20 protein-coding genes and 2 riboswitches are annotated in these 21,624 nt (G+C 70.2%); of the genes, 8 read left to right on the top strand and 12 right to left on the bottom strand.

Annotated elements, in window-relative coordinates:
* A partial coding sequence (locus tag IE249_RS38800; protein WP_229859482.1) for a TIGR03086 family metal-binding protein occupies positions 1-373 on the top strand: 373 nt, incomplete at its 5' end.
* On the opposite strand, the gene IE249_RS29005 is transcribed toward IE249_RS38800, so the two are convergent.
* On the bottom strand, positions 360-1,220 hold the full coding sequence (locus tag IE249_RS29005) for a thioesterase family protein (RefSeq protein WP_189709469.1): 861 nt from the start codon (positions 1,218-1,220) through the stop codon (positions 360-362). The two genes, IE249_RS38800 and IE249_RS29005, sit on opposite strands and share 14 nt — an antisense overlap.
* Positions 1,221-1,393: 173 nt before the next feature.
* On the opposite strand from IE249_RS29005, the gene IE249_RS29000 reads away from it, so the two are divergent.
* Positions 1,394-2,635 (top strand): alpha/beta hydrolase, encoded by a 1,242-nt coding sequence (locus IE249_RS29000; protein ID WP_189709467.1) that lies wholly within the window; start codon positions 1,394-1,396, stop codon positions 2,633-2,635.
* On the opposite strand, the gene IE249_RS28995 is transcribed toward IE249_RS29000, so the two are convergent.
* The 10 genes from IE249_RS28995 to IE249_RS28950 all read right to left on the bottom strand — a co-directional run bounded on the left by IE249_RS28995 (position 2,544) and on the right by IE249_RS28950 (position 14,328).
* Positions 2,544-3,200 carry a trimeric intracellular cation channel family protein gene (locus tag IE249_RS28995; RefSeq protein ID WP_189709465.1) on the bottom strand — a complete coding sequence of 219 codons (657 nt, stop codon included), beginning with the start codon at positions 3,198-3,200 and terminating at the stop codon, positions 2,544-2,546. The genes IE249_RS29000 and IE249_RS28995 overlap by 92 nt on opposite strands.
* A 66-nt stretch (positions 3,201-3,266) precedes the next feature.
* Entirely contained in the window at positions 3,267-4,658 is a 1,392-nt protein-coding gene (locus IE249_RS28990; RefSeq protein WP_189709463.1) for a M1 family metallopeptidase, read from the bottom strand.
* 360 nt (positions 4,659-5,018) lie between these two features.
* Positions 5,019-6,344: an ABC transporter ATP-binding protein gene (locus tag IE249_RS28985; protein ID WP_229859481.1), complete on the bottom strand. Its 1,326-nt coding sequence runs from the start codon at positions 6,342-6,344 to the stop codon at positions 5,019-5,021.
* Between the two features lie 23 nt (positions 6,345-6,367).
* Complete coding sequence (locus IE249_RS28980; protein WP_189709459.1) at positions 6,368-7,465, bottom strand: ABC transporter ATP-binding protein; 1,098 nt, start codon at positions 7,463-7,465, stop codon at positions 6,368-6,370.
* Positions 7,462-8,460 carry an ABC transporter permease gene (locus IE249_RS28975; RefSeq protein WP_189709457.1) on the bottom strand — a complete coding sequence of 333 codons (999 nt, stop codon included), beginning with the start codon at positions 8,458-8,460 and terminating at the stop codon, positions 7,462-7,464. Before IE249_RS28975 ends, IE249_RS28980 begins: the two co-directional genes overlap by 4 nt.
* 111 nt (positions 8,461-8,571) lie before the next feature.
* Positions 8,572-10,365 (bottom strand): ABC transporter substrate-binding protein, encoded by a 1,794-nt coding sequence (locus tag IE249_RS28970; RefSeq protein ID WP_189709455.1) that lies wholly within the window; start codon positions 10,363-10,365, stop codon positions 8,572-8,574.
* A 70-nt stretch (positions 10,366-10,435) separates the two neighbouring features.
* Complete coding sequence (locus tag IE249_RS28965) at positions 10,436-11,443, bottom strand: ABC transporter permease (protein ID WP_189709453.1); 1,008 nt, start codon at positions 11,441-11,443, stop codon at positions 10,436-10,438.
* Positions 11,444-11,766: 323 nt separating this feature from the next.
* A complete protein-coding gene (locus IE249_RS28960) occupies positions 11,767-12,561 on the bottom strand; it encodes an enhanced serine sensitivity protein SseB C-terminal domain-containing protein (RefSeq protein WP_189709451.1) in 795 nt (264 codons plus the stop codon).
* 102 nt (positions 12,562-12,663) lie between these two features.
* Entirely contained in the window at positions 12,664-13,467 is an 804-nt protein-coding gene (locus IE249_RS28955; RefSeq protein WP_189709449.1) for an enhanced serine sensitivity protein SseB, read from the bottom strand.
* A gap of 138 nt (positions 13,468-13,605) precedes the next feature.
* Entirely contained in the window at positions 13,606-14,328 is a 723-nt protein-coding gene (locus tag IE249_RS28950) for an AAA family ATPase (RefSeq protein ID WP_189709447.1), read from the bottom strand.
* A 171-nt stretch (positions 14,329-14,499) separates the two neighbouring features.
* Positions 14,500-14,595, top strand: a riboswitch (glycine riboswitch).
* Positions 14,596-14,710: riboswitch (glycine riboswitch) on the top strand. It begins immediately after the preceding riboswitch.
* A 43-nt stretch (positions 14,711-14,753) separates the two neighbouring features.
* Here IE249_RS28950 and gcvT point away from each other — a divergent pair.
* The 6 genes from gcvT (at position 14,754) to IE249_RS28920 (ending at position 20,942) form a co-directional block, all read left to right on the top strand.
* Positions 14,754-15,893 carry a glycine cleavage system aminomethyltransferase GcvT gene (gene gcvT, locus IE249_RS28945; protein WP_189709445.1) on the top strand — a complete coding sequence of 380 codons (1,140 nt, stop codon included), beginning with the start codon at positions 14,754-14,756 and terminating at the stop codon, positions 15,891-15,893.
* Positions 15,894-16,012: 119 nt separating this feature from the next.
* Positions 16,013-16,390, top strand: a complete 378-nt coding sequence (gcvH, locus tag IE249_RS28940; RefSeq protein WP_189709443.1) for a glycine cleavage system protein GcvH — start codon at positions 16,013-16,015, stop codon at positions 16,388-16,390.
* Between the two features lie 11 nt (positions 16,391-16,401).
* Positions 16,402-17,679 carry a serine hydroxymethyltransferase gene (gene glyA, locus IE249_RS28935; protein WP_189709441.1) on the top strand — a complete coding sequence of 426 codons (1,278 nt, stop codon included), beginning with the start codon at positions 16,402-16,404 and terminating at the stop codon, positions 17,677-17,679.
* Positions 17,680-17,808: 129 nt separating this feature from the next.
* Positions 17,809-19,176 (top strand): L-serine ammonia-lyase, encoded by a 1,368-nt coding sequence (locus tag IE249_RS28930; RefSeq protein WP_189709439.1) that lies wholly within the window; start codon positions 17,809-17,811, stop codon positions 19,174-19,176.
* A gap of 85 nt (positions 19,177-19,261) precedes the next feature.
* Complete coding sequence (locus IE249_RS28925; protein WP_189709437.1) at positions 19,262-20,296, top strand: phosphatidylinositol-specific phospholipase C domain-containing protein; 1,035 nt, start codon at positions 19,262-19,264, stop codon at positions 20,294-20,296.
* A gap of 94 nt (positions 20,297-20,390) precedes the next feature.
* Complete coding sequence (locus IE249_RS28920; protein ID WP_189709435.1) at positions 20,391-20,942, top strand: GH25 family lysozyme; 552 nt, start codon at positions 20,391-20,393, stop codon at positions 20,940-20,942.
* Between the two features lie 18 nt (positions 20,943-20,960).
* Here IE249_RS28920 and IE249_RS28915 read toward each other — a convergent pair whose 3' ends face one another.
* Positions 20,961-21,623, bottom strand: coding sequence for an NADPH-dependent F420 reductase (locus tag IE249_RS28915; protein ID WP_189709433.1), 663 nt, complete (start codon positions 21,621-21,623; stop codon positions 20,961-20,963).
* Position 21,624 lies beyond the last annotated feature (1 nt).

Raw genomic sequence — 21,624 nt, 5'->3', positions numbered from 1 at the left:
CGTCGCCGACGAGGACTGGGCGGCGGCCTACGACGAGGTCCGCACCCGGGCCCTCAAGGCCTGGGAGGCCGACGACCGCATGACCGCGCGGGTGCGCGTGCCCTGGGGCGAGGTTCCGGGCGGCGCCGCCCTGTCCGGGTACGTGATGGAACTGGTGACCCACACCTGGGACCTGAGCGAGTCGCTCGGCCGCCCCCTCGAACTCGACCCGGAGCTGGCCGAGTTCGCGCTGGGGATCGCCCGCCGGGTGCTGCCGGACGAGCGGCGGGACGAGCAGACCCCCTTCGCCTCCGCCGTCCCGGCCGGCGAAGAGGCCGACGCCTACGGGCAGTTGGCGGCCTGGCTGGGCCGGGAGCCGCTCAGCCGAGCCTGACCCGCGCGAGCTGACGGGACTGCGCCACCAGCCGGTCGGCGCTGTCCCAGACCTCGGCGTCCTCCTCCAGGAAGCCGCCGGCGAGGTTGCGGGTGGTGATGGACACCCGCAGCGGGCCGGGGGCCGGGCGGCAGCGGACGTGCACGGTCAGCTCGACGGTCGGGACCCAGCCCTTCAGGCCGAGCTCGAAGGCGGTCGGGGGCAGCGCGTCCACCGCGAGGAGCAGGGAGAGCGGGTCGGCGTCCCGGCCGTCGGCGAGTCCGAACCAGGCCCGCATCTCCCCCTTGCCGGAGGGCGAACCGAGCGCCCAGCCGAGGGTGGAGGGGTCCAGCTTGAGCATCAGGCGGTCGGTGATGGCCGAGCTGCCGGGCACCGGGGCCGGACCGTCCTGGGGGCCGAAGCACTGGTCCATCGGCGGGATGGCGGGCGGCTCGGCCGTGGTGCGTACGTCGTCGGGCAGGGCGTCCAGGTCGCCGTAGGAGGCGAGGACGCGGATGCGTTCGACCTCCCGGCCGTCGGCGTCGTACTGGAAGAGGGAGGCCTGGCCGGTGGAGAGGGTGCGGCCGGTGCGCACCACGTCCGTGCGGACGACGGCCGGGCCGGGCCGGGAGGCGGTCAGGTAGTGCGCCGAGATGGTGAACGGGTCCGAGTGCGGCAGCGCGTCCGCGAGCGCCCGGCCGAGCACGGCGAGCAGGTAGCCTCCGTTGACGGCGTTGATGATGGTCCAGCCGGCCGAGAGGTCGATGTCGTAGACGCCGGGGGCGCGCCGGACGACGGCGGTGTCACGGTCGAACTCGGCGGCGCCGATCGCGGCCGGGGCGGCCGGGGCGGAAGCTGCTTCTGGCATGGGTGAACGGTACAACAAGTAACTACTAAGCGGTAGCTTTTCGCCTCTCACTCATATGACGAACGCCACTCGCGTCACTCCGTCGCAGCTCAGAGGGTGAGGCTTCAGCAATTTCTCGGTAAGTGTCCCCACTCGCCCGTGACCGGGGGCCCCGGATTTCCCTCTATGAGGACATGAGCCTCACCGGGACTCCGTTCCTGTACACCACCATCGCGCTGGCCGTGATCGCACTGGTCCTTCCGTTCGCCCTGTGGACACGGATGAAGGGCCCGAAGGCGCTGCGCGCCGCGGCCCGGGCGCTGATGCTGCTGTTCGCCCAGGCCACGGCCATCACCCTGGTCTTCGTACTGGTGAACAACTCCAACAACCTGTACGACAACTGGGCCGACCTGCTCGGTACCGGCAACCACGTACAGAAGGCCGCCGACCTGGGCGCCGACGGCACCGGCGGCATCGCCTACCGCAAGCTGCCCAAGGTCCGCCAGACCTTCACCCAGGCCGACGGGCCGGGCATGCACGCGGCCGGCGGGGTCAAGGTCACCCAGCTCAAGGGCAGGGTCTCGGGCGTGAGCGGCGAGGTCTACGTCTGGCTGCCGCCGCAGTACAACGACCCCGCCTACAAGGACAAGAAGTTCCCGGTGGTGGAGCTGCTGTCCGGCTACCCGGGCTCGGCGAAGGCCTGGTTCGGCTCGGCGAAGGCGCACGAGCAGCTCGAGCCGCTGATGCGCAGCGGCCAGGTAGCGCCGTTCATACTGGTCTCCCCGCGCACCAACCTGATCGCCAAGATCGACACCGGCTGCGCCAACATCCCGGGCACCGTCAACGCGGACAGCTGGCTGAGCATCGACGTGCCGAAGATGGTCATGGACAACTTCCGCACCGAACCGGCGCCGAACGGCTGGGCCGTGGCCGGCTACTCGGCGGGCGCGCACTGCGCGGCCAAGCTCGCCGTCGCCCACCCCGACCGCTACCGGGCAGGGGTCAGCCTGTCCGGCTACAACGACCCGATCGGCGAGCGCAACTCGCTGGCCTCCCAGAACATCGAGGTGCGGCGCGCGAACAACCCGTACGTGCTGCTGAAGAACTACCGCAAGCCGCCGCGGGTCGCGCTCTACTACTCCGGCGAGGCGAACGACGGCTACCAGGCCGGTGTGGCCATGGAGCAGATCGCGAAGGCGCCGACCACCGTGCGCGTGGTCTTCCTGCCGCGCAGCGCGGGCGGGCACAGCATGGCACTGTGGCGGCCGCAGGTGCCCACGGTGTTCCGCTGGCTGACCGTGGAGCTGAGCCAGAAGGACAACCGGCAGGCGCACAAGGGCTCCCCTACTCCTCCCGTACCGTCGAGCGCCGGTTCCAGGCCCGCGGAGCTCGCCAGTGGTACCGCATCGCGAGCAGGCGCAGGACGAAAGCGGTGAGGGCCGCCAGGCCGCTGGTGAGCGGGGTCAGCACGTCCTGATCGATGCACAGCGCCACCATGGTGGCGCCGACGATCGCCGGGACCGCGTACAGGTCGCGGTCCCAGCGCAGCAGCGAGGGCACCTCGTTGGCGAGCACGTCCCGCAGCACGCCGCCGCCCACGGCGGTGGCGAGCCCCATGGTCGCCGACGCGGTGAGGTTGAGCCCGTAGGCGTACGCCTTCGTGGTGCCGGACACGCAGAACAGGCCGAGTCCGGCCGCGTCGAAGACGTAGACCGCGCGCTGGATGCGCTCCACGTGCGGGTGCAGGAAGAAGACGACGAGCGTGGCGAACAGCGGGGTCAGGAAGTACCCGAGGTCGGTGAAGGCGGCCGGCGGCACGGCTCCGATGACCACGTCGCGGAACAGTCCCCCGCCCAGCGCGGTGACCTCGGCGAGGACGGCCATGCCGAAGACGTCGAAGTTCTTGCGGACGGCCAGCAGCGCGCCGGAGATGGCGAACACGAAGATGCCGACCAGGTCGAGCGTGTGCTGGACGGAGGGGCTGAACAGTTCGGGAGGCACCCCACATTCTTACTCAGTGCGGGGTGTGGGCCTTGCATTGCAAGGCCCACCCTGGATCCCGGGCGTCTACAGCGCGGGTTTCCCGGTCGTGAACAGCCAGGCGTCGAACAGGTCGCCGAGCCGCTGACCGGAGATCCGCTCCGCCAGCCGCACGAAGTCGGCGGTGTCCGCGTTGCCGTAGCGGTGCAGCGCCGTCCAGGCGGGCAGCAGCCGGAAGAAGGCCCGGTCGCCGATGCGCTCGCGCAGCGCCTGGAGCGCCATCGCGCCGCGCTGGTAGACGGCGGAGGCGAACATGGTGTCGCGCTGCGGGTCGGCCACCTCGACCTGCCAGAAGGAGCTGCCGGCGGGGCGGGAGTCGTAGGCGGCGCGGAAGGAGTCGTGCGCCGAGCTGGTGCCCTGGTGCTCGGCCCACAGCCACTGGGCGTAGGTGGCGAAGCCCTCGTTGAGCCAGACGTCCTTCCAGCGGCGCACCGACACCGAGTCGCCGAACCACTGGTGGGCCAGCTCGTGCACGATCGTCGTCTCGTTGCGCACGGCCGAGTAGGCGGGCTTGCTCTGCACCTCCAGTGAGAACCCGGCCTCCGGCATGTCGTCGACGATCGCGCCGGTCTCCTCGAACGGGTACGGCCCGAACACCTGGGACCAGTAGTCGGTGGCGGCGGCGGTGACGGCGTACACGTCCACGCTGTTGCCGTTCTTCAGCTTGGGGTCGATGGCCACGTAGATCGGTGTGCCGGAGGGGGTGCGTCCCGTGCGCACGTCGAACTTCCCGATGGTGGCGGTCGCGAGATAGGTCGCCATGGGCCGGCTCTCGCGCCAGTGGGTGTACGTCGAGCCGCCCCTGTCCCGCGTCGACACCAGCCGGCCGTTGGAGACGGCGGTCAGGCCCCTGGGCGCCTTGATCCGGATGTCGTAGGTGGCCTTGTCGGAGGGGTGGTCGCTGGAGGGGAACCAGGTCGAGGCCGCGTTGGGCTCGCAGGCGACGAAGACGCCGTCCCCGGTCTTCATCCAGCCGTACTTCGAGCCGAAGACGATGGGGCCGCTCAGCGGCTCGGGGATCCCGCCGTAGGTGACGGCGACCCGGAAGGTACGGCCCTTGCGCAGCACCCCGCGCGGGGTGACGCGCAGTTCGTCGCCGTCACGGGTGAAGCGGGCGCGTCTGCCGTCCACTTCGACGCGGGTGACCGTGAGCTGCTGCAGGTCCAGGTCGAAGGACGACAGGTTCTCGGTGGCGCGCGCGGTGATCGTCGTACGGCCGTCGAGGCGGCCGGTGTCCGGGGCGTAGGCGATGTCGAGGTCGTAGTGACGGGCGTCGAAGCCGCCGTTGCCGGCGAGCGGGAAGTAGGTGTCGCCGATGCCGGGGGCGCCGGGGGTGGGGGCCGAGGAGGCGGCGACGGTCAGGAAGGAGAGCGCCGCGGTGACGGCGGCTCCTAAGCGTGCCGAACGGGACAGTGCCATGAGTCATCCCTTCAGGCGTGCGTGGATCAGCGGATCACACGGACAGGGACGACTGTGCACTCCCCCGTTCGGTCATGTGCATGACTTTGCCAAGTCGTCATGCGCGGGGTTTTTCGAAAACTTGGGAACAGGTTTTACCGGGCAAAGGACGAGGCGGCGGCAACTCGCAGGCAACCTGCAGTACGGCTCCAACGGCTACCAAGTGAGCTGGGAGTCCGACCGGACGAACCCGAACTGCTCGGTGACCATTACTGGGAGACCAGTTCCTGATCCGGAATTCTCCCGCTCCGGCTTTTCCTGCGCGTGGGCCCCGGAAACCATTTCCCGGTTTCCGGGGCCCACGCGCAGGTGAATCGCCGCCTACTTCCCGCCTTCGCCTTCCGGCTCGGAGGAGTTCTCCGCGGACGCGGCCTCGGACGCGGCCTCGGCCTCGGCGGTCTCGTCCGCCTCGGCGGTCTCGGCCGCGGTCTCCGCCGCCTCCGCGACCTCGGCGGCCTCGGCGGTCTCCGCGACCTCGGCGGCGACCGCGGCCGAGGTGGCGGCGGACTCCGCCAGGACCTCGTCGGCGACCAGCTCGGCCGCCTCCTTGGCCGCCGTCAGCAGGACGGTGTCCTGCGGCGCCTGGTCCTCGAAGTTCTCCGGGTGGTGGCAGGCCACCCGCTGGCCGGGCTTCAGCTCCAGCAGCGGCGGCTCGGTCGTCCGGCAGATCTCGGTCGCCTTCCAGCACCGGGTGTGGAAACGGCAGCCGCTGGGCGGGGAGATCGGCGAGGGCACGTCGCCCTTGAGCAGGATGCGCTCGCTCTTGGCGTGCTTCCGCTTCGGGTCCGGGATCGGGACGGCCGACATCAGCGCCTTGGTGTACGGGTGCATCGGCGCCTTGTACAGCGACTCCCGGTCGGCCAGCTCCACGATCTTGCCGAGGTACATCACCGCGATCCGGTCCGAGACGTGCCGGACGACCGACAGGTCGTGCGCGATGATCACGTACGTCAGGCCGAGTTCCTCCTGGAGGTCGTCCAGGAGGTTGACGACCTGCGCCTGGATCGACACGTCCAGCGCCGAGACCGGCTCGTCCGCGACCACGAGCTTCGGGTTGAGCGCGAGCGCCCGGGCGATGCCGATGCGCTGGCGCTGACCGCCGGAGAACTCGTGCGGGTAACGGTTGTAGTGCTCGGGGTTGAGACCCACGACCGACAGCAGCCGCTGCACTTCCTTCTTGATGCCGCCCTCGGGCGTGACGCCCTGGAGCTTGAAGGGAGCGCCGACGATCGTGCCGATGGTGTGGCGCGGGTTCAGCGACGAGTACGGGTCCTGGAAGATCATCTGCACGTCGCGGCGCATCGGGCGCATGCCGCCCACGCCGAGGTGCGTGATGTCCTTGCCCTCGAACTCGACCGTGCCGGCCGTCGGTTCGAGCAGCCGGGTGATCAGCCGGCCCATCGTCGACTTGCCGCAGCCGGACTCGCCCACGACGCCCAGGGTCTCGCCCTTGCGCACCTCGAAGTCGATGCCGTCGACCGCGCGCACCGCGCCGACCTGCCGCTGGAACAGGCCCTTCTTGATCGGGAAGTGCTTCTGCAGCCCGGTCACCTTCAGCAGGACCTCGCCGGCGCCTGCGTCCTTGGCGAGGGTGGCCGTCGCGGAGGTCCCGGCCTGCGTGCCGTCGCTCTGTGCAGGGATGCTCACTGCGTTGTCCTCTGCGTTCTCACTCACAGCTTCGGCGCAATCTCTTCGGTCCAGATCCGCTCCCGCTGCTCCTGCGTCATGTGGCAGGCGGCCCAGTGCTGGCTGCCGACCTCGGTCAGCTCGGGGCGGACCGTGCGGGTGACGTTGTCCTTGGGGACGTCGGCGTACGGGCAGCGCGGGTTGAAGGCGCAGCCCGAGGGGACGTTGATCAGCGAGGGCGGGGAGCCCTTGACCGGGATGAGCCGGTCCTGCTGCTCGCGGTCCAGGCGCGGCATCGAGCCGAGCAGTCCCCAGGTGTAGGGGTGCCGGGGCTCGTAGAACACCTTGTCGGCCGGTCCGCGCTCGACGCAGCGGCCGCCGTACATCACCAGGATGTCGTCGGCGAGTTCGGCGACGACGCCCAGGTCGTGGGTGATGATGATGACCGCGGAGCCGAACTCCTTCTGCAGGTCCCGGATCAGGTCGAGGATCTGCGCCTGGACGGTCACGTCCAGGGCGGTGGTCGGCTCGTCCGCGATGAGCAGCTCGGGGTTGTTCACCAGCGACATCGCGATCATCGCGCGCTGGCGCATACCGCCGGAGAACTCGTGCGGGTAGTTGTCCACCCGCTTGTCCGGCTGCGGGATGCCCACCCGGTCGAGCATCTCGATCGCCCGCTTGCGGGCGGTCTTCTTGTCGACGCTGTGGTGGATCCGGTACGCCTCCACGATCTGCTGGCCGATCGTGTAGTACGGGTGCAGCGCGGACAGCGGGTCCTGGAAGATCATCGCCATGTCGCGGCCGCGCAGCTTGCGCACGTGGTCGGGGTCGGCGGACAGCAGCTCGGTGCCGTTCAGCCAGATCTCGCCGGAGATCCGGGCCTTGCGCTTGCCGTACTGGCCGGCGGTGTGCAGGCCCATGATGCCGAGCGAGGTCACCGACTTGCCGGAGCCGGACTCGCCCACGATGCCGAGGGTCTTGCCCTTCTCCAGCTTGAAGCTGAGCCCGTCGACGGACTTCACCAGGCCGTCGTCGGTGGGGAAGTGCACCTTCAGGTCGCGCACTTCCAGGAACGCGGTGGAGGCGGGCGAGGCCGCGGTGGGTTCACCCACGGCCGCGCCGCTCTTGCTGAGTTCGGTCATGCGAGCCTCACTCGGGGGTCGATCACGGCGTACAGGATGTCCACCACGAGGTTGGCCAGCAGCACCGCGAGGGAGGTGATCAGGGTGACGCCCAGGATGATGGGCAGGTCCTGGTTCCTGATCGCGTCCAGTACGGCCCGGCCGAGGCCCGGCAGGTTGAACGTGGACTCGGTCAGGATGGCGCCGCCGATGAGGGCGCCGAGGTCCATGCCCAGCATGGTGAGGATCGGCGTCATCGTCGAGCGCATGGCGTGCTTGCCGATGACGGTCTGCTCCCGCAGGCCCTTGGCGCGGGCGGTGCGGATGTAGTCCTCGCCGAGCACCTCCAGCATGGTCGCCCGGGTGATCCGGGCGTACATCGCCGCGTAGAGGAAGGCGAGGGTGATCCACGGAAGGATCATGCCGCCGAACCAGCCGGTGAAGCTCTGGTCCAGTGGCACGTATTGAGCGTTGAGCCATTTCAGGCCGAAGGCGAAGATCGCCAGGGAGAGCATGCCGGTGAAGTAGATCGGCAGGGAGACGCCCGCGAGGGCGACGACCATCGCGCTGCGGTCCCACAGGCTGCCGCGCTTGAGCGCGGAGAGGACACCCGCCGCGACACCGAAGATGAGCCACAGGACGGCGGCACCGAGCGCGAGCCCCAGGGTCACCGGGAAGCGGTCGGTGAGCACCGGCCAGACGGCCTGCTCGCTCTTGAACGAGTAGCCGAAGCACGGTGCGGCGCAGTGGGTGACGTCACCGCCGGCCGAGTAGGTGCGGCCGGCGAAGATGCCCTTGAAGAACTCCCAGACCTGCAGGTAGATCGGGTCGCCCAGACCGAGCTTCTCCCGCACACCGGCGACCGCGGCGGGGTCGGCCTGCTTGCCCACGAAGCTCAGGGCGACGTCGACGCCCGCCCACTTGGGGACGAGGAAGAAGATGCCGAAGACCACCATGATGATGACCACCAGCATCACTGCGGCGGCGAACAGCCGCCTGATGAGGTAAGCGAGCACAGCTTACGGCCCGCCGCGGACCGCGGGCCGCCGGAGGTCTTCCGGCGGCCCGCCGTCACGCCGCGCCGGCCTTCACCTGCCTTTCGTGCCGTTCGGCGGGTGTGCCGGGGTTTACTTCGAGTTCTTCAGGCCGAGGTTGACGAAGTCGTACATACCGCTGTAGCCGTCGGTGGTGTAGACGTTCGCCAGGTTCGAGGAGCGCCAGTTGATGAACTTCTCGAACACGAAGGGCAGGTAGTAGCCGCCCTCCATGACCTTGTGGTTGATCTCGGTGGCGATGCCGGGCTTCTTCGACGCGTCGGTGGCGTTGACGTAGTCGTCGAACAGGCCGTCGATCGTCTTGTCCTTGATCAGGGCGTAGTTGTTGTTACCGCTCTGGAGGATGTACTTGCTGTCCCACAGCGGCAGACCGAAGCCCTGAACGGTCGGGAAGTCCGGGCCCCAGCCCATGATGATGATGCCGTAGCCCTTCTTCTTCACGTTGGCGGGGCTACCGATGATGCCGGTGGTCTGCGAGCCGTCGTACTGGTCGATCTGGGCGTTGATGCCGATCTTCTTCAGCGACGCCTGCAGCGACTGGGCCGTGGCCACCTCGACCGGCTTGTTGTTGCGGACGGCGATGGTGGTGCTGAAGCCGTTCGGCTGACCGCAGGCCTTCAGCTCCTCCTTGGCCTTGGCCACGTTGCCGTTCTTGTTGGCGCCGGCGAGCTCGTACGGGTCGTACTTCTGGCCCTCGGCGCCCGGGACGGACGGCGGCAGCATGTTGGTGCCGATGTCGCCGCCGGCGACGGGGCCGCCACGCGCGGTCTGCAGGGAGACGTGGTCGGCGCCGTAGATCACGGCCTTGCGGCAGTGCTCGTTGTCGAACGGCTTCACGCTCTGCGGGAACACCGCGTAACGGATGTAGCCGGAGACCGGGTTGTCCAGGTTGGCCTTGTGCTGCTTCAGGGCCTCGGTGCGGCCCTGCGGCGACATGCCGGTCTGGTTGATGTCCAGGTCGATGTCACCGTTGATCAGGCGCTGGTCCAGGTCGTTGGCGTTCGAGAAGAACTTGACCGTGATCTTGTCCGGGTACGCCTTGCGGATCGGGTCCGAGGCCTGCTTCCAGTTGGTGTTGCGGACGAGGGTGAGGTCCTTGCCCGGGTTGTACGACTCGAACTTGTAGGGGCCCGAGGAGAACGGGTGCAGCGTGTACTTGGACTTGGTGTCCTTGTCCTGGCGGACCGGGGAGGCCGAGACCAGGGCCAGCATCTCCTCGAAGTCCGAGTTGGCCTTCGGCAGGTGGAAGACGATGGTCTTGTCGTCCGGCGTGTCGATCGCCTTCAGGCCGAGGTGGTCGGCGGCCTTGTCCTTGTACGGGCCCTGGTACTTGCCGTCCGGGTCCAGGACGTCCTTCAGGTAGGTCGGGCCGCCGGACAGCACGTCCTGCGCCCACACGCGCTCGATGCCGTACTTGACGTCCTTGGAGGTGATCGGCTTGCCGTCCTCCCAGGTGATCCCGTCACGCAGGGTGTAGGTGTAGGTCTTGCCGCCGTCGGAGACCTTGGCCAGACCGCTGGCGAGGTCCGGGGTCAGCTCGGCGCCGGCCTTGCCGGGCTCCGCCTTGGTCGTGACGAGCTGGCGGCTGTAGTAGCGGGCGAAGTTCCACATGAAGCCGTAGTAGCCGCGCGTGGTGTCCCACGAGTCGGCGTCCTGGGCGCCACCGAACTTCAGCGTGCCGCCCTTCTTGACCGCAGAGGCCTGGGCGACCTTGTTGTTGGCGGCGTCGAAGCCGGCCGCACCGTTCTTCGAACCGCCGCCGCTGTCGTTGCCGCCGCCGCACGCCGCCGTGGTCAGCAGCCCTGCGACCACAGCCGCGGCGGCCAATACCTGCTTACGCCGCCCTGAGGTGCGTTGGGTAGTCACGATCTCGGATCCTCCGGATTAGATGAGAGACCCCGTGTGAAGTGCCACGGGTCGCTTGGGGTACGGCAGTTCAGCGGGAGCCCTTCGGGTCCAGCGCGTCCCGCACGCCGTCGCCGAAGAGGTTGAAGGCAAGAACGGTGATGAAGATCGCCACGCCCGGAACGATCATGTACATCGGGTCCGAGTCGTAGTAATCGATCGCGTTCGAGAGCATCTGCCCCCAGGAGGCCGTGGGCGGCTTGACGCCCACGCCCAGGAAGCTGAGCGCCGCCTCGGTGAGGATGTTGGTGGGGATCATCATCGTCGTGTAGACGATGATCGGCGCGACCAGGTTGGGCAGCAGTTCCTTGAACAGGATGTAGAAGCGCCCGGCGCCGAGCGAGCGGGCCGCCTCGACGTACTCGCGTTCGCGCAGCGAGAGCGTCTGTCCGCGCACCACGCGGCCGATGTAGGGCCAGCCGAAGAAGCCGATGACGAGGATCATCACGAAGACGCGCACGCTCGATCCGGTCAGCCCCAGCATGTTGTTCGGCATGACGGAGACCAGCGCGATGATGAACAGCAACTGCGGGAAGGCCAGCAGGCCGTCCATGACGCGGCTGATGACCGCGTCCACCCAGCCGCCGAAGAAGCCCGCCAGGATGCCGAGGATGGTGCCCAGCACCACCGCGACCAGGGCCGACAGGAAGCCGACCAGCAGCGAGATCTGGGCGCCGTAGAGGATGCGGGCGAAGATGTCGCGGCCGTTGACCGGCTCGACGCCCAGCAGGTGGTCGCCGCTGATGCCGCCCAGCGAACCCGTGGGGGTGCCGAACAGCGGGTCGATCAGGTTCTCGTGGTAGACGTCGGGGTCCTGCCCGACGAGGCTGGTGATCACCGGCGCGAGCAGCGCCACCAGGACGAGGACGAGCACGACGACGCCGCCCGTCAGGGCGAGCTTGTCCCGCTTCAGGCGCTCCCAGGCGATCCGGCCCAGGGAACGTCCCTGGACGGCCTTGGCGCCGGTGGTGGCTACCGCCGCTTCCTCGGCCGCGCTCGGGGCCGCTTCCGCGGTCGGCTCGTGCAATGGTGCCGTCATTAGGCAGGGACCCCTCTCAACCGGCGGTAGCCGGCCCGCACTTGCCGCTGTGGCGGCATGATCAGTCCGTCGTACACAGGGGCGAACACCCCCTTGTTGCGGGAGTCTTCAACGCATTGGCGATCTGTTGCCAGACTTGGCGGTGAATGGATGCGTAAACGTGATGCGGGCAGGAGGGTTCCGTTATCCGGACAGTGGGTAACGGGGGGCGGACGCGGTCGAGTTGGGGTTTTTCGGTTGAGAACCGGACTATTCACCCTCATCTACGCGCGAAGAAGTTGCCTTGGTCCACGAGCCGCCGCCGCGGTGGGAACCGTTCCGGTTCAGTATCCGCCCCGCGCCGGCGGATACCCGTACCCCGCCGCCGGGGACGGTGACGGGGACGCGTGGGACTCGCGGTCGTAGAAGGGGCGGGAGTTGACGCGCATCCACATGGCGACCGGGTCGTACTCGTCGGACATGGCGACGGTCGACACCGGCAGGCCGTCGGGGACGGCGCCGACGGACTGCTGCATCATCGCCCGCACCGAGTCGACGGCCGGCGGCGAGGTGTCGTAGACGTCGAGGCCGATGGCCAGGTACGGCGCCCCGAGAGCCGGCTGCACCCAGGCGCGGCGCAGGGAGCGCACCGCCGGGGTGCGGTGGGCGCTCTGCGCGAGCAGGGCGTAGAACTGGGAGACCTCGATGGCCGGTTCGGACAGCCGCAGGGGGCCGGCCGGCTGGCGGTCGAGGCCGGTGGCGATGCGGCGCAGGTCCAGCCACGGGATGCCCACGCCGCCGCCGGGGGCGTGCGGATTGAGCCAGAGGCCGTAGTGGTCGGGGTAGAGGGTGCGGGCCACGTCGAGGCCGTCCACCACCTCGTACGACCGCATCCAGCCGCTCGCCGAGAGCTCCTGGGCGGAGGTGACGCAGGGCGCGTAGCCGTGGCCGTCGACCTCCATGTGGCCGTACTGGGCGTCGGGGGAGCCGGCCTGGCCGTGCCACAGCAGCATCCACACCTGGCCGGAGGACGGGGAGGCGAGGGCGCGCAGCAGCGCCTCGTAGGCGTCGTAACGCCCGGGCGTCACCTGGCGCAGCGTCTGCTCGACCTGCCCGGCCGCGGTGCCGCTGGCAGTCACTTTTACCGCCCCTTCATACAACCGACGTTCCGACCGAGCCGTCGGTCTAGCTTAAGGCCGCGTTCCGGCCAGGTACGTGCCGGAGTCGTGCGGCCGTGGGTTTCAGCGATCGTACTGATAAAAGGGCCGGACGCCGTCCCGCATCCAGTCGGCGACCGGGTCCTGGGCCACGTCCAGCAGCACGAGGTTGACCGGCCAGGGCACCGGGTTGCCGCTCAGGGCCCGTTCCAGGGCCTGCAGCGGGAGGGCCCGCAGGTCGCCCTCCCACTGGGAGAGCTCGACGCCGACGAACATCACCGGGTCGTCCGTCTCGACGGCCGCGAGGCAGCGGCGGGCGGTGCGGACCACGCCCGTGGCGGCGAACTCCGAGGAGGCGGCGGCGAGGAAGTCCACCGGGTCGTCCTGCCAGTCGGGCTCGTAGAGGCGGACCCGGCCGCCGCTCGCCGGGCCGTCCAGCGGAGTGCGGCCGGCCCTGCACAGTTCGGCCACGGCGGCCGGCGGCAGCGGGACGCCGACCACGCCGTCGGGGTTGACCGCGATGCCGACCTGGGCGGGCAGCCCGCGCGCGAACTCGACGGCGGGCGCGACGGCGTACGGCATGTGGGAGCCGGCGACCTGGCGCAGCTGTTCCTCGGAGCTGAACACCGGCACATAGGCCTGGCCCTCGATCTCCAGCGTGGGCAGGTCGAGCGGGCCGCCCTGCGGGCCGCGACCGCCCGGCAGGGGCACCCACACGAAGCTGCGGCCGAGGACCTCGACGATCCGGCCGGCCGCCGCGGGTATCCCGAGGGAGGCCGACAGCACCTCCTCCAGCTCGTTGCCGGGCCAGCCGCCGTGCGGGTGGGGGTGCGGCTGTGCCGGGAAGTGCGGGGGAAAGTCCGCGGAGAAGTCCGCCGGGAAGTCCATCTGCCTACCGCCTGCTGGGAACCACTGGGAACTGCTGGGAGCTGTCGGAGCCGCCCCGGAAGCCACTGGGAGCGCCCGGGAGCCGCTGCGGGCGGCTGGGAACCGCTGGGTGCCGCTGAATGCCGCTGGGCGGAAAGGCTATCCGGTGCCGGCCCGGGCGGCCTCACCCGGAAAGCCGATCCGCCGCAGTCCCGTCGCCGCCGTGCGGTCCAGCAGCAGCGCCGAGGCGCATCCCCTGGGCAGGTCGCCGCGCTCCACCGCGCGCAGCATGCGGTGGGCGGCGCGGCGGTGGCGGCGGAAGGCGTAGCGGGAGACGCCCCGGCCGCGGGCGCGCTGGCCGGCCAGGGCGGTGCCGGCGTCGACGTCCAGCAGGAGGAGGTGCAGGGCGCCGCCGCGGCGGTGCGCGGCGCGGGCGAGCCAGGCGCGGACCCAGGCCTGGGTGCCGCAGTCGTGGACGACCAGGCCCTCGCCGGTGCGCAGGGCGCGGCGCAGACCGGCGTAGTGGGCGAGGCGGACCAGGGGGCGGTAGAGGGCGTAGGGCAGACGGCCCGCGAGGCGGGCGTCCCAGCGGTCGCGGGTGTCCTGGGAGTCGATCCGGGGGCCGGGCACCGCGCGCCGCATCAGCGTGGACTTGCCGCCACCGGGCAGCCCGGTCACCACGACGACGTCACCGGGCCCGAACAGCAGCACCCCCGGCCCCTGCCCGGCCCCCCGGCCACGCAGGTCACGGACGACGGGCGCGGGGCGCACGGCACCACGTTCACGGACCCGGCCGAGGGCCCCCGCCGGCCCGGCGAAGGTCTGGGTGGGCAGGGTGAGGGGGCGGGTCGTGGTGTGGGCCGCGGTCCTGTTCACCGGCATCGTCTCCCCTGGGGTGGTGACGGTTCACCTCCCCGTCGAGTGTAAAGAGAAGGTAATGCCAGGCACCTCGCCATTTCGTGCGCGTACGGACACAGGCCGGTTACAGATCCGGCCTGCCGCGGGCGGCCCCGGGCGTGCAATGATGGGCGCGCCAACTGCATACCGGCCGTTTGAATCCGCGCGGGAGAGTCCTCAGTCCACGGCTGGGGCGCCGAAGGAGCAAGTCCCTCCCTTGAATCTCTCAGGCACCGTTACCGCGCGGGCGAGGCACATCTGAAAAGCGGGCCGCCGGCTCAAGGCGGCTCCACCCAAGGTGCAAGCCGTGATCGTCCGCCCGGCGGTCGTGGCGAACCTCTCAGGTTCCGATGACAGATGGGGAGGACACGAGATCCGTCCTCGTCCGTCATTGCCTTGGAGACCGACCGATGAGCAGTACCGAACCGCCTCACGCGTCCCCGCAGTCCCGCCGTACCGCGCTGGACGCGCTGCACCGCTCGCTCGGTGCGACGATGACCGACTTCGCCGGCTGGGACATGCCCCTGCGCTACGGCTCCGAGCGCGACGAGCACCTCGCCGTGCGCACGAGGGCCGGCCTGTTCGACCTGTCCCACATGGGTGAGATCACGGTCACCGGCCCTGGCGCCGCCGCCCTGCTGAACTACGCCCTGGTGGGCAACATCGCCTCCGTCGGCGTCGGCCGCGCCCGCTACACCATGATCTGCCGGGCGGACGGCGGCATCCTGGACGACCTGATCGTCTACCGGCTGGGCGAGACCGAGTACATGGTCGTCGCCAACGCATCCAACGCCCAGGTGGTGCTCGACGCGATCACCGAGCGCGCCGCCGGCTTCGACGCCGAGGTGCGCGACGACCGCGACAACTACGCGCTGATCGCCGTGCAGGGCCCCGAGTCCCCCGGCATCCTCAAGTCGCTGACCGACTCGGACCTGGACGGCCTGAAGTACTACGCCGGCCTGCCCGGCACGGTCGCCGGCGTGCCCGCGTTGATCGCGCGCACCGGCTACACCGGCGAGGACGGCTTCGAGCTGTTCGTGGCCCCCGGCGACGCCGAGAAGCTGTGGCAGGCGCTGACCGACGCCGGCGCCGACGCCGGTCTGGTGCCGTGCGGGCTGTCCTGCCGCGACACGCTGCGCCTGGAGGCGGGCATGCCGCTGTACGGGCACGAGCTGACCACCGACCTCACCCCCTTCGACGCCGGTCTCGGCCGTGTGGTCAAGTTCGAGAAGGAGGGCGACTTCGTCGGGCGCGAGGCGCTGCTGGCCGCCGCCGAGCGGGCCGGGCAGAACCCCCCGCGCGTGCTGGTCGGCCTGGTCGCCGAGGGCCGCCGGGTGCCCCGCGCGGGCTACCCGGTCGTCGCCGCCGGCGAGGTGATCGGCGAGGTCACCTCCGGCGCCCCCTCCCCCACCCTGGGCAAGCCGATCGCCATGGCGTACGTCGACGCCGCGCACGCCGCGCCGGGCTCCGCCGGTGTCGGCGTGGACATCCGGGGCAGCCACGAGCCGTACGAGGTCGTGGCACTGCCGTTCTACAAGCGCCAGAAGTGACACTGTCGTAACCGGCCCGCGGGGCGAGGCGCGTGAGGCGCGCACAGCCCCGGGTCACGCATGTCGTTGGCAGTCCCCCTTTTCACCAGCACTTCCCCGCGTACAGGAGAATCCAGGCCATGAGCAACCCCCAGCAGCTGCGTTACAGCAAGGAGCACGAGTGGCTGTCGGCCGCCGAGGACGGCGTCGCGACGGTCGGCATCACGGAGTTCGCGGCCAACGCGCTCGGCGACGTGGTCTACGCCCAGCTCCCGGAGGCCGGCACCACGGTGACCGCGGGCGAGACCTGCGGCGAGCTGGAGTCGACCAAGTCGGTCTCCGACCTGTACTCCCCGGTCAGCGGTGAGGTCACCGAGTTCAACCAGGACGTGGTGGACGACCCGTCGCTGGTGAACTCCGAGCCCTTCACGGGCGGCTGGCTGTTCAAGGTGCGCGTCACCGAAGAGCCCGCCGACCTGCTCTCCGCCGCCGAGTACGCCGAGTTCTCCGGCAACTGAGGAGCCCACGCATGACCGTTCTGAACACACCCCTGCACGAGCTCGACCCGGACGTGGCCGCCGCGGTCGACGCCGAGCTCCACCGCCAGCAGTCCACGCTCGAGATGATCGCCTCGGAGAACTTCGCCCCCCTCGCGGTCATGGAGGCGCAGGGCTCGGTCCTCACCAACAAGTACGCCGAGGGCTACCCGGGCCGCCGCTACTACGGCGGCTGCGAGCACGTCGACGTCATCGAGCAGATCGCCATCGACCGCGTCAAGGCGCTGTTCGGCGCCGAGCACGCCAACGTGCAGCCCCACTCGGGCGCCCAGGCGAACGCGGCCGCGATGTTCGCGCTGCTCAAGCCCGGTGACACGATCATGGGCCTGAACCTCGCGCACGGCGGGCACCTGACCCACGGCATGAAGATCAACTTCTCCGGCAAGCTCTACGACGTCGTCGCCTACCACGTGGGCGAGGACGGCCTGGTCGACATGGCCGAGGTGGAGAAGCTGGCCAAGGAGTCCCGGCCGAAGCTGATCGTGGCCGGCTGGTCGGCGTATCCCCGGCAGCTGGACTTCGCCGAGTTCCGCCGGATCGCGGACGAGGTCGGCGCGTACCTGATGGTCGACATGGCGCACTTCGCGGGCCTGGTCGCGGCCGGGCTGCACCCCAATCCGGTGCCGCACGCCCACGTGGTCACCACCACCACCCACAAGACGCTGGGCGGTCCGCGCGGCGGTGTGATCCTGTCCACCGCCGAGCTGGCGAAGAAGATCAACTCCGCGGTCTTCCCCGGTCAGCAGGGCGGTCCGCTGGAGCACGTGATCGCCGCCAAGGCGGTGTCCTTCAAGGTGGCCGCCTCGGACGACTTCAAGGACCGCCAGCGTCGTACCCTGGAGGGCGCCCGCATCCTGGCCGAGCGCCTGGTGCGGGACGACGCCAAGGCGGCCGGCGTGGACGTGCTGACCGGCGGCACCGACGTGCACCTGGTCCTGGTGGACCTGCGCGACTCGGAGCTGGACGGACAGCAGGCCGAGGACCGGCTGCACGAGGTCGGGATCACGGTCAACCGCAACGCGGTCCCGAACGACCCGCGCCCCCCGATGGTCACCTCCGGCCTGAGGATCGGCACCCCGGCCCTGGCGACCCGCGGCTTCACCGCCGAGGACTTCGCCGAGGTCGCGGACGTGATCGCCGAGGCGCTGAAGGCGCCCTCCCCCTTCGGGGCGGCCGAGGCGGAGGCGCTCAAGGCCAGGGTGCGCGCCCTGGCCGACAAGCACCCGCTGTACCCGGGTCTGAACAAGTAAGTCACCCATACCGCCGGAAGAACGCACCGCGCACGGGCGGCGACCCCGTCCGTGCGCGGCGCCCGGCCACCGCCCCGGCTTCCGCCACACCCCCGGCAGCCCCGCACCACCCCGTATTGAGGAGTCACCGTGGCCATCTCGGTCTTCGACCTGTTCTCGATCGGCATCGGCCCGTCGAGCTCCCACACGGTCGGCCCGATGCGCGCGGCCCGCATCTTCGCCCGCCGGCTGCGCGGCGAGGGCCTGCTGGAGCGGACCGCGTCCCTGCGCGCGGAGCTGTACGGCTCGCTCGGCGCGACCGGGCACGGCCACGGCACCCCGAAGGCCGTGCTGCTGGGCCTGGAGGGCGACTCGCCGCGCACGGTGGACGTGGAGACGGCGGACGAGCGGGTGGAGGCGATCAAGGCCTCGGGGCGGCTGCGCCTCCTCGGCGAGCACGAGATCGCGTTCTCCTTCGACGACGACATGGTCCTGCACCGCAGGAAGGCGCTGCCCTACCACGCCAACGGCATGACCCTGTGGGCGTACGACGCCTCGGGCGCGGAGCTGCTGACCAAGACGTACTACTCGGTCGGCGGCGGCTTCGTGGTGGACGAGGACGCGGTGGGCGCGGACCGGATCAAGCTGGACGACACGGTCCTGAAGTACCCCTTCCGCACGGGCGACGAGCTGCTGCGGCTGACGAAGGAGACCGGCCTGTCGATCTCCTCGCTGATGCTGGAGAACGAGCGTGCCTGGCGCACCGAGGAGGAGATCCGCGCGGGCCTGCTGGAGATATGGCGGGTGATGCAGCGTTGCGTGGAGCGCGGCATGAGCCGTGAGGGGATCCTGCCGGGCGGCCTCAAGGTGCGGCGCCGGGCGGCCGTCACCGCGCGCCAGCTGCGCGCCGAGGGCGACGCGGCCACCCGTGCGATGGAGTGGATCACGCTCTACGCGATGGCGGTCAACGAGGAGAACGCGGCCGGCGGCCGGGTCGTGACCGCCCCGACCAACGGCGCGGCCGGCATCATCCCGGCGGTCCTGCACTACTACATCAACTTCATCCCCGGCGCGGACGAGGACGGCGTGGTCCGCTTCCTGCTCGCGGCCGGTGCGATCGGCATGCTGTTCAAGGAGAACGCCTCCATCTCCGGCGCCGAGGTCGGCTGCCAGGGCGAGGTCGGCTCGGCCTGCTCGATGGCGGCGGGCGCGCTGGCCGAGGTGCTGGGCGGCACGCCCGAGCAGGTGGAGAACGCGGCGGAGATCGGCATGGAGCACAACCTGGGGCTGACCTGCGACCCGGTCGGCGGCCTGGTACAGATCCCGTGCATCGAGCGCAACGGCATGGCCGCGGTCAAGGCCGTCACCGCCGCCCGGATGGCGATGCGCGGCGACGGCTCGCACAAGGTGTCCCTGGACAAGGTCATCAAGACCATGAAGGACACCGGGGCCGACATGTCCGTCAAGTACAAGGAGACGGCCCGCGGCGGGCTCGCCGTGAACATCATCGAGTGCTGATTCCCGTTCCTCCAGGGGCTACCGCACGGTAACCACTTACCCCTACGCTGCCGCCAACTCGGCATCGGCGAAGGGGAGTTGGATTATGCGTGTGGTGAGACGGGCGGCGGCGCTGCTGGGCGCCGCCGCGATGCTGTCAGGGATTCCCGGCAACGCCCGTGCGGCCGAGGCGCCGAAGTTCTCGCAGACCACGGCGATCGGCACGCACAACGCGTACGACAAGGCCAAGTACACGTACTTCGCGCAGGCGCTGGACTCCGGCGCCTCGCTGCTCGAACTGGACGTCTACACGGATCCGTTGAGCCGCCGCTGGCGGGTCAGCCACAGCAACCCGCTCGGCGACGACAACAACTGCGAGGCCGCGAAGACCCCGGCCGAGCTCTACAGCAAGAGCCGCAACCAGGACCTGGGCAGCTGCCTGGACAACATCGCCGCCTGGCACCAGCTGCACCCGGACCACCGGCCGATCGTCTTCAAGGTGGAGATGAAGAACGGCTTCAACAACAACATCAACCTGGGGCCCGACGAGTTCGACACCCTGGTGCGGCAGAAGCTCGGCGGCATGGTCTACAAGCCGTCCGACCTGCTGGGCGGGGCGTACCCGACGCTGGACGCGGCCGCGCGGGCCGACGCCTGGCCCGCGCGCGACGCGCTGCGGGGCAAGGTCCTCTTCGAGCTGATCCCGGGCACGGTCGAGCAGGCCAACCCCTTCGACCACTACTGGACCGACCGCGAGTACGGCGACCATCTGCGCGACCTGTACGCGGCAGGGAACATCGGCGAGGCCCAGGCCTTCCCCGCCGTCCTCGGCGCCGCCGCGGGCGATCCGCGCACCAGCCGCTACGACGCCTCGATCCAGCCCTGGTTCGTCTTCTTCGACGGCGACGCGGCCGCGTACGTCAACAACGGCTACGACACGTCGTTCTACTCCAGGAACCACTACATCCTGATCACCACGGACGCGGCAGGGGTCTCGCCCGCGATCTCCTCGACCACTCCCACGGACGCGGAGGTGGCCGCCCGGCTGTCCCTGCTGGCCGCGGACCACGCCAGTCTCATCACGTCCGACTGGTCGGCCAAGTCGCCCGCCGTACTGGGTTCGGTGGCCGACCGGAGCTGATGTTCGAACATCCCGGAGGGATGGGCCGTACGGGAGACGGGGCAGAACTCAACCAACCGACTCCTTCCCCCCACGGCACCTTCAGGGAGTACGCATGCTGCACGGCATCGACGTGAGCGCCTACCAGTCGGCGACGTACGGCACGGACGGCCTCTCCTTCGTCTTCATCAAGGCGACGGAGGGCCGTTCGTACGTCAACTCGCGGCTCAGCGCCCAGACCAAGCACGGCCGCGACGCCGGCCTGGTCGTCGGCTTCTACCACTTCCTCTGGCCGGGCAACGTCACCGCCCAGGCCGAGTACTTCGTCTCGCACGCCCCCGAGAAGGCCGGCGACATCCTCGCCGTCGACTGGGAGCGCACGGCCGAGGGCACCCACGCGACGAACGCCGAGAAGGACCAGTTCATCCGCAAGGTGAAGGCCCTCAGGCCGCACAACCGGGTGATCCTCTACACCAACCGGGACTTCTGGCTCAACGTCGACACGACCTCCTACGCGGGCGACGGCCTGTGGATCGCCGACTACGTCAGCGCCGGCCACCCCCGCATCAAGGCCAGGTGGCGCTTCCACCAGTACACCGACGAACCCCACGACCAGAACGTGGCCGACTTCGCCAGCAAGACGGCCCTGAAGGACTGGGCGGGCTGAGCCCGCGGGAGCCGTCCGTCAGCCCCGGAAGTCCGCCGGGCGTTCCTCGGGGGCCTGGGCCAGGGCCTCGGTGACGGCCTGGATGCCGGCCTGGAGGCCGTAGACGGGGGTGCCGGGCTGCTGGCGCCAGGAGTCGTCGATGCCGCCCGCGTCGACGGTGTCGAAGCCGATCTCGTCGATCAGCGCCCGGACCTTCGCCTTGGCCGCCTCGTCGTCGCCCGCCACCGGCAGGGCCATGCGGTCGGGGGCGCCGGCCGGGCGGGGGCGGTCGAGGAGGTCCTGGGCGTAGGTGCCGTTGAAGGCCTTGATCACCGGGTGGCCGAGGTGCCGTTCGGTCCAGCGGCTCTCGGTGAGGCCGTCGTCCTCGATGCCGGCGATCCTGCCGTCGCGCTGCTGGGGGTAGTAGTTGCCGGTGTCGATCACCGCGAGGCCCTCGGCCGCCCCGTCGAACAGGCCGGACGGCAGGTCCGGGACCGCCTTCAGCGGAACGGTGACCACCACGACCTCGGCGCCGCGCGCCGCGTCCTCGACGCGGACGGGGGTCGCGCCGGTCTCCTCGGCCAGTGCCTTGAGGGTCTCGGGACCGCGTGAGTTGGCCACGGACACCTCGTGGCCGGCGGCCGTGAACCGCCGGGTCAGGTTGCCGCCGATGTTGCCCGCGCCGATGATGCCGATCTTCATG

This window comes from Streptomyces anandii JCM 4720, from assembly GCF_014650655.1.
GTDB lineage: Bacteria > Actinomycetota > Actinomycetes > Streptomycetales > Streptomycetaceae > Streptomyces > Streptomyces anandii.
This window is presented reverse-complemented; position numbering and strand designations above follow the sequence as displayed.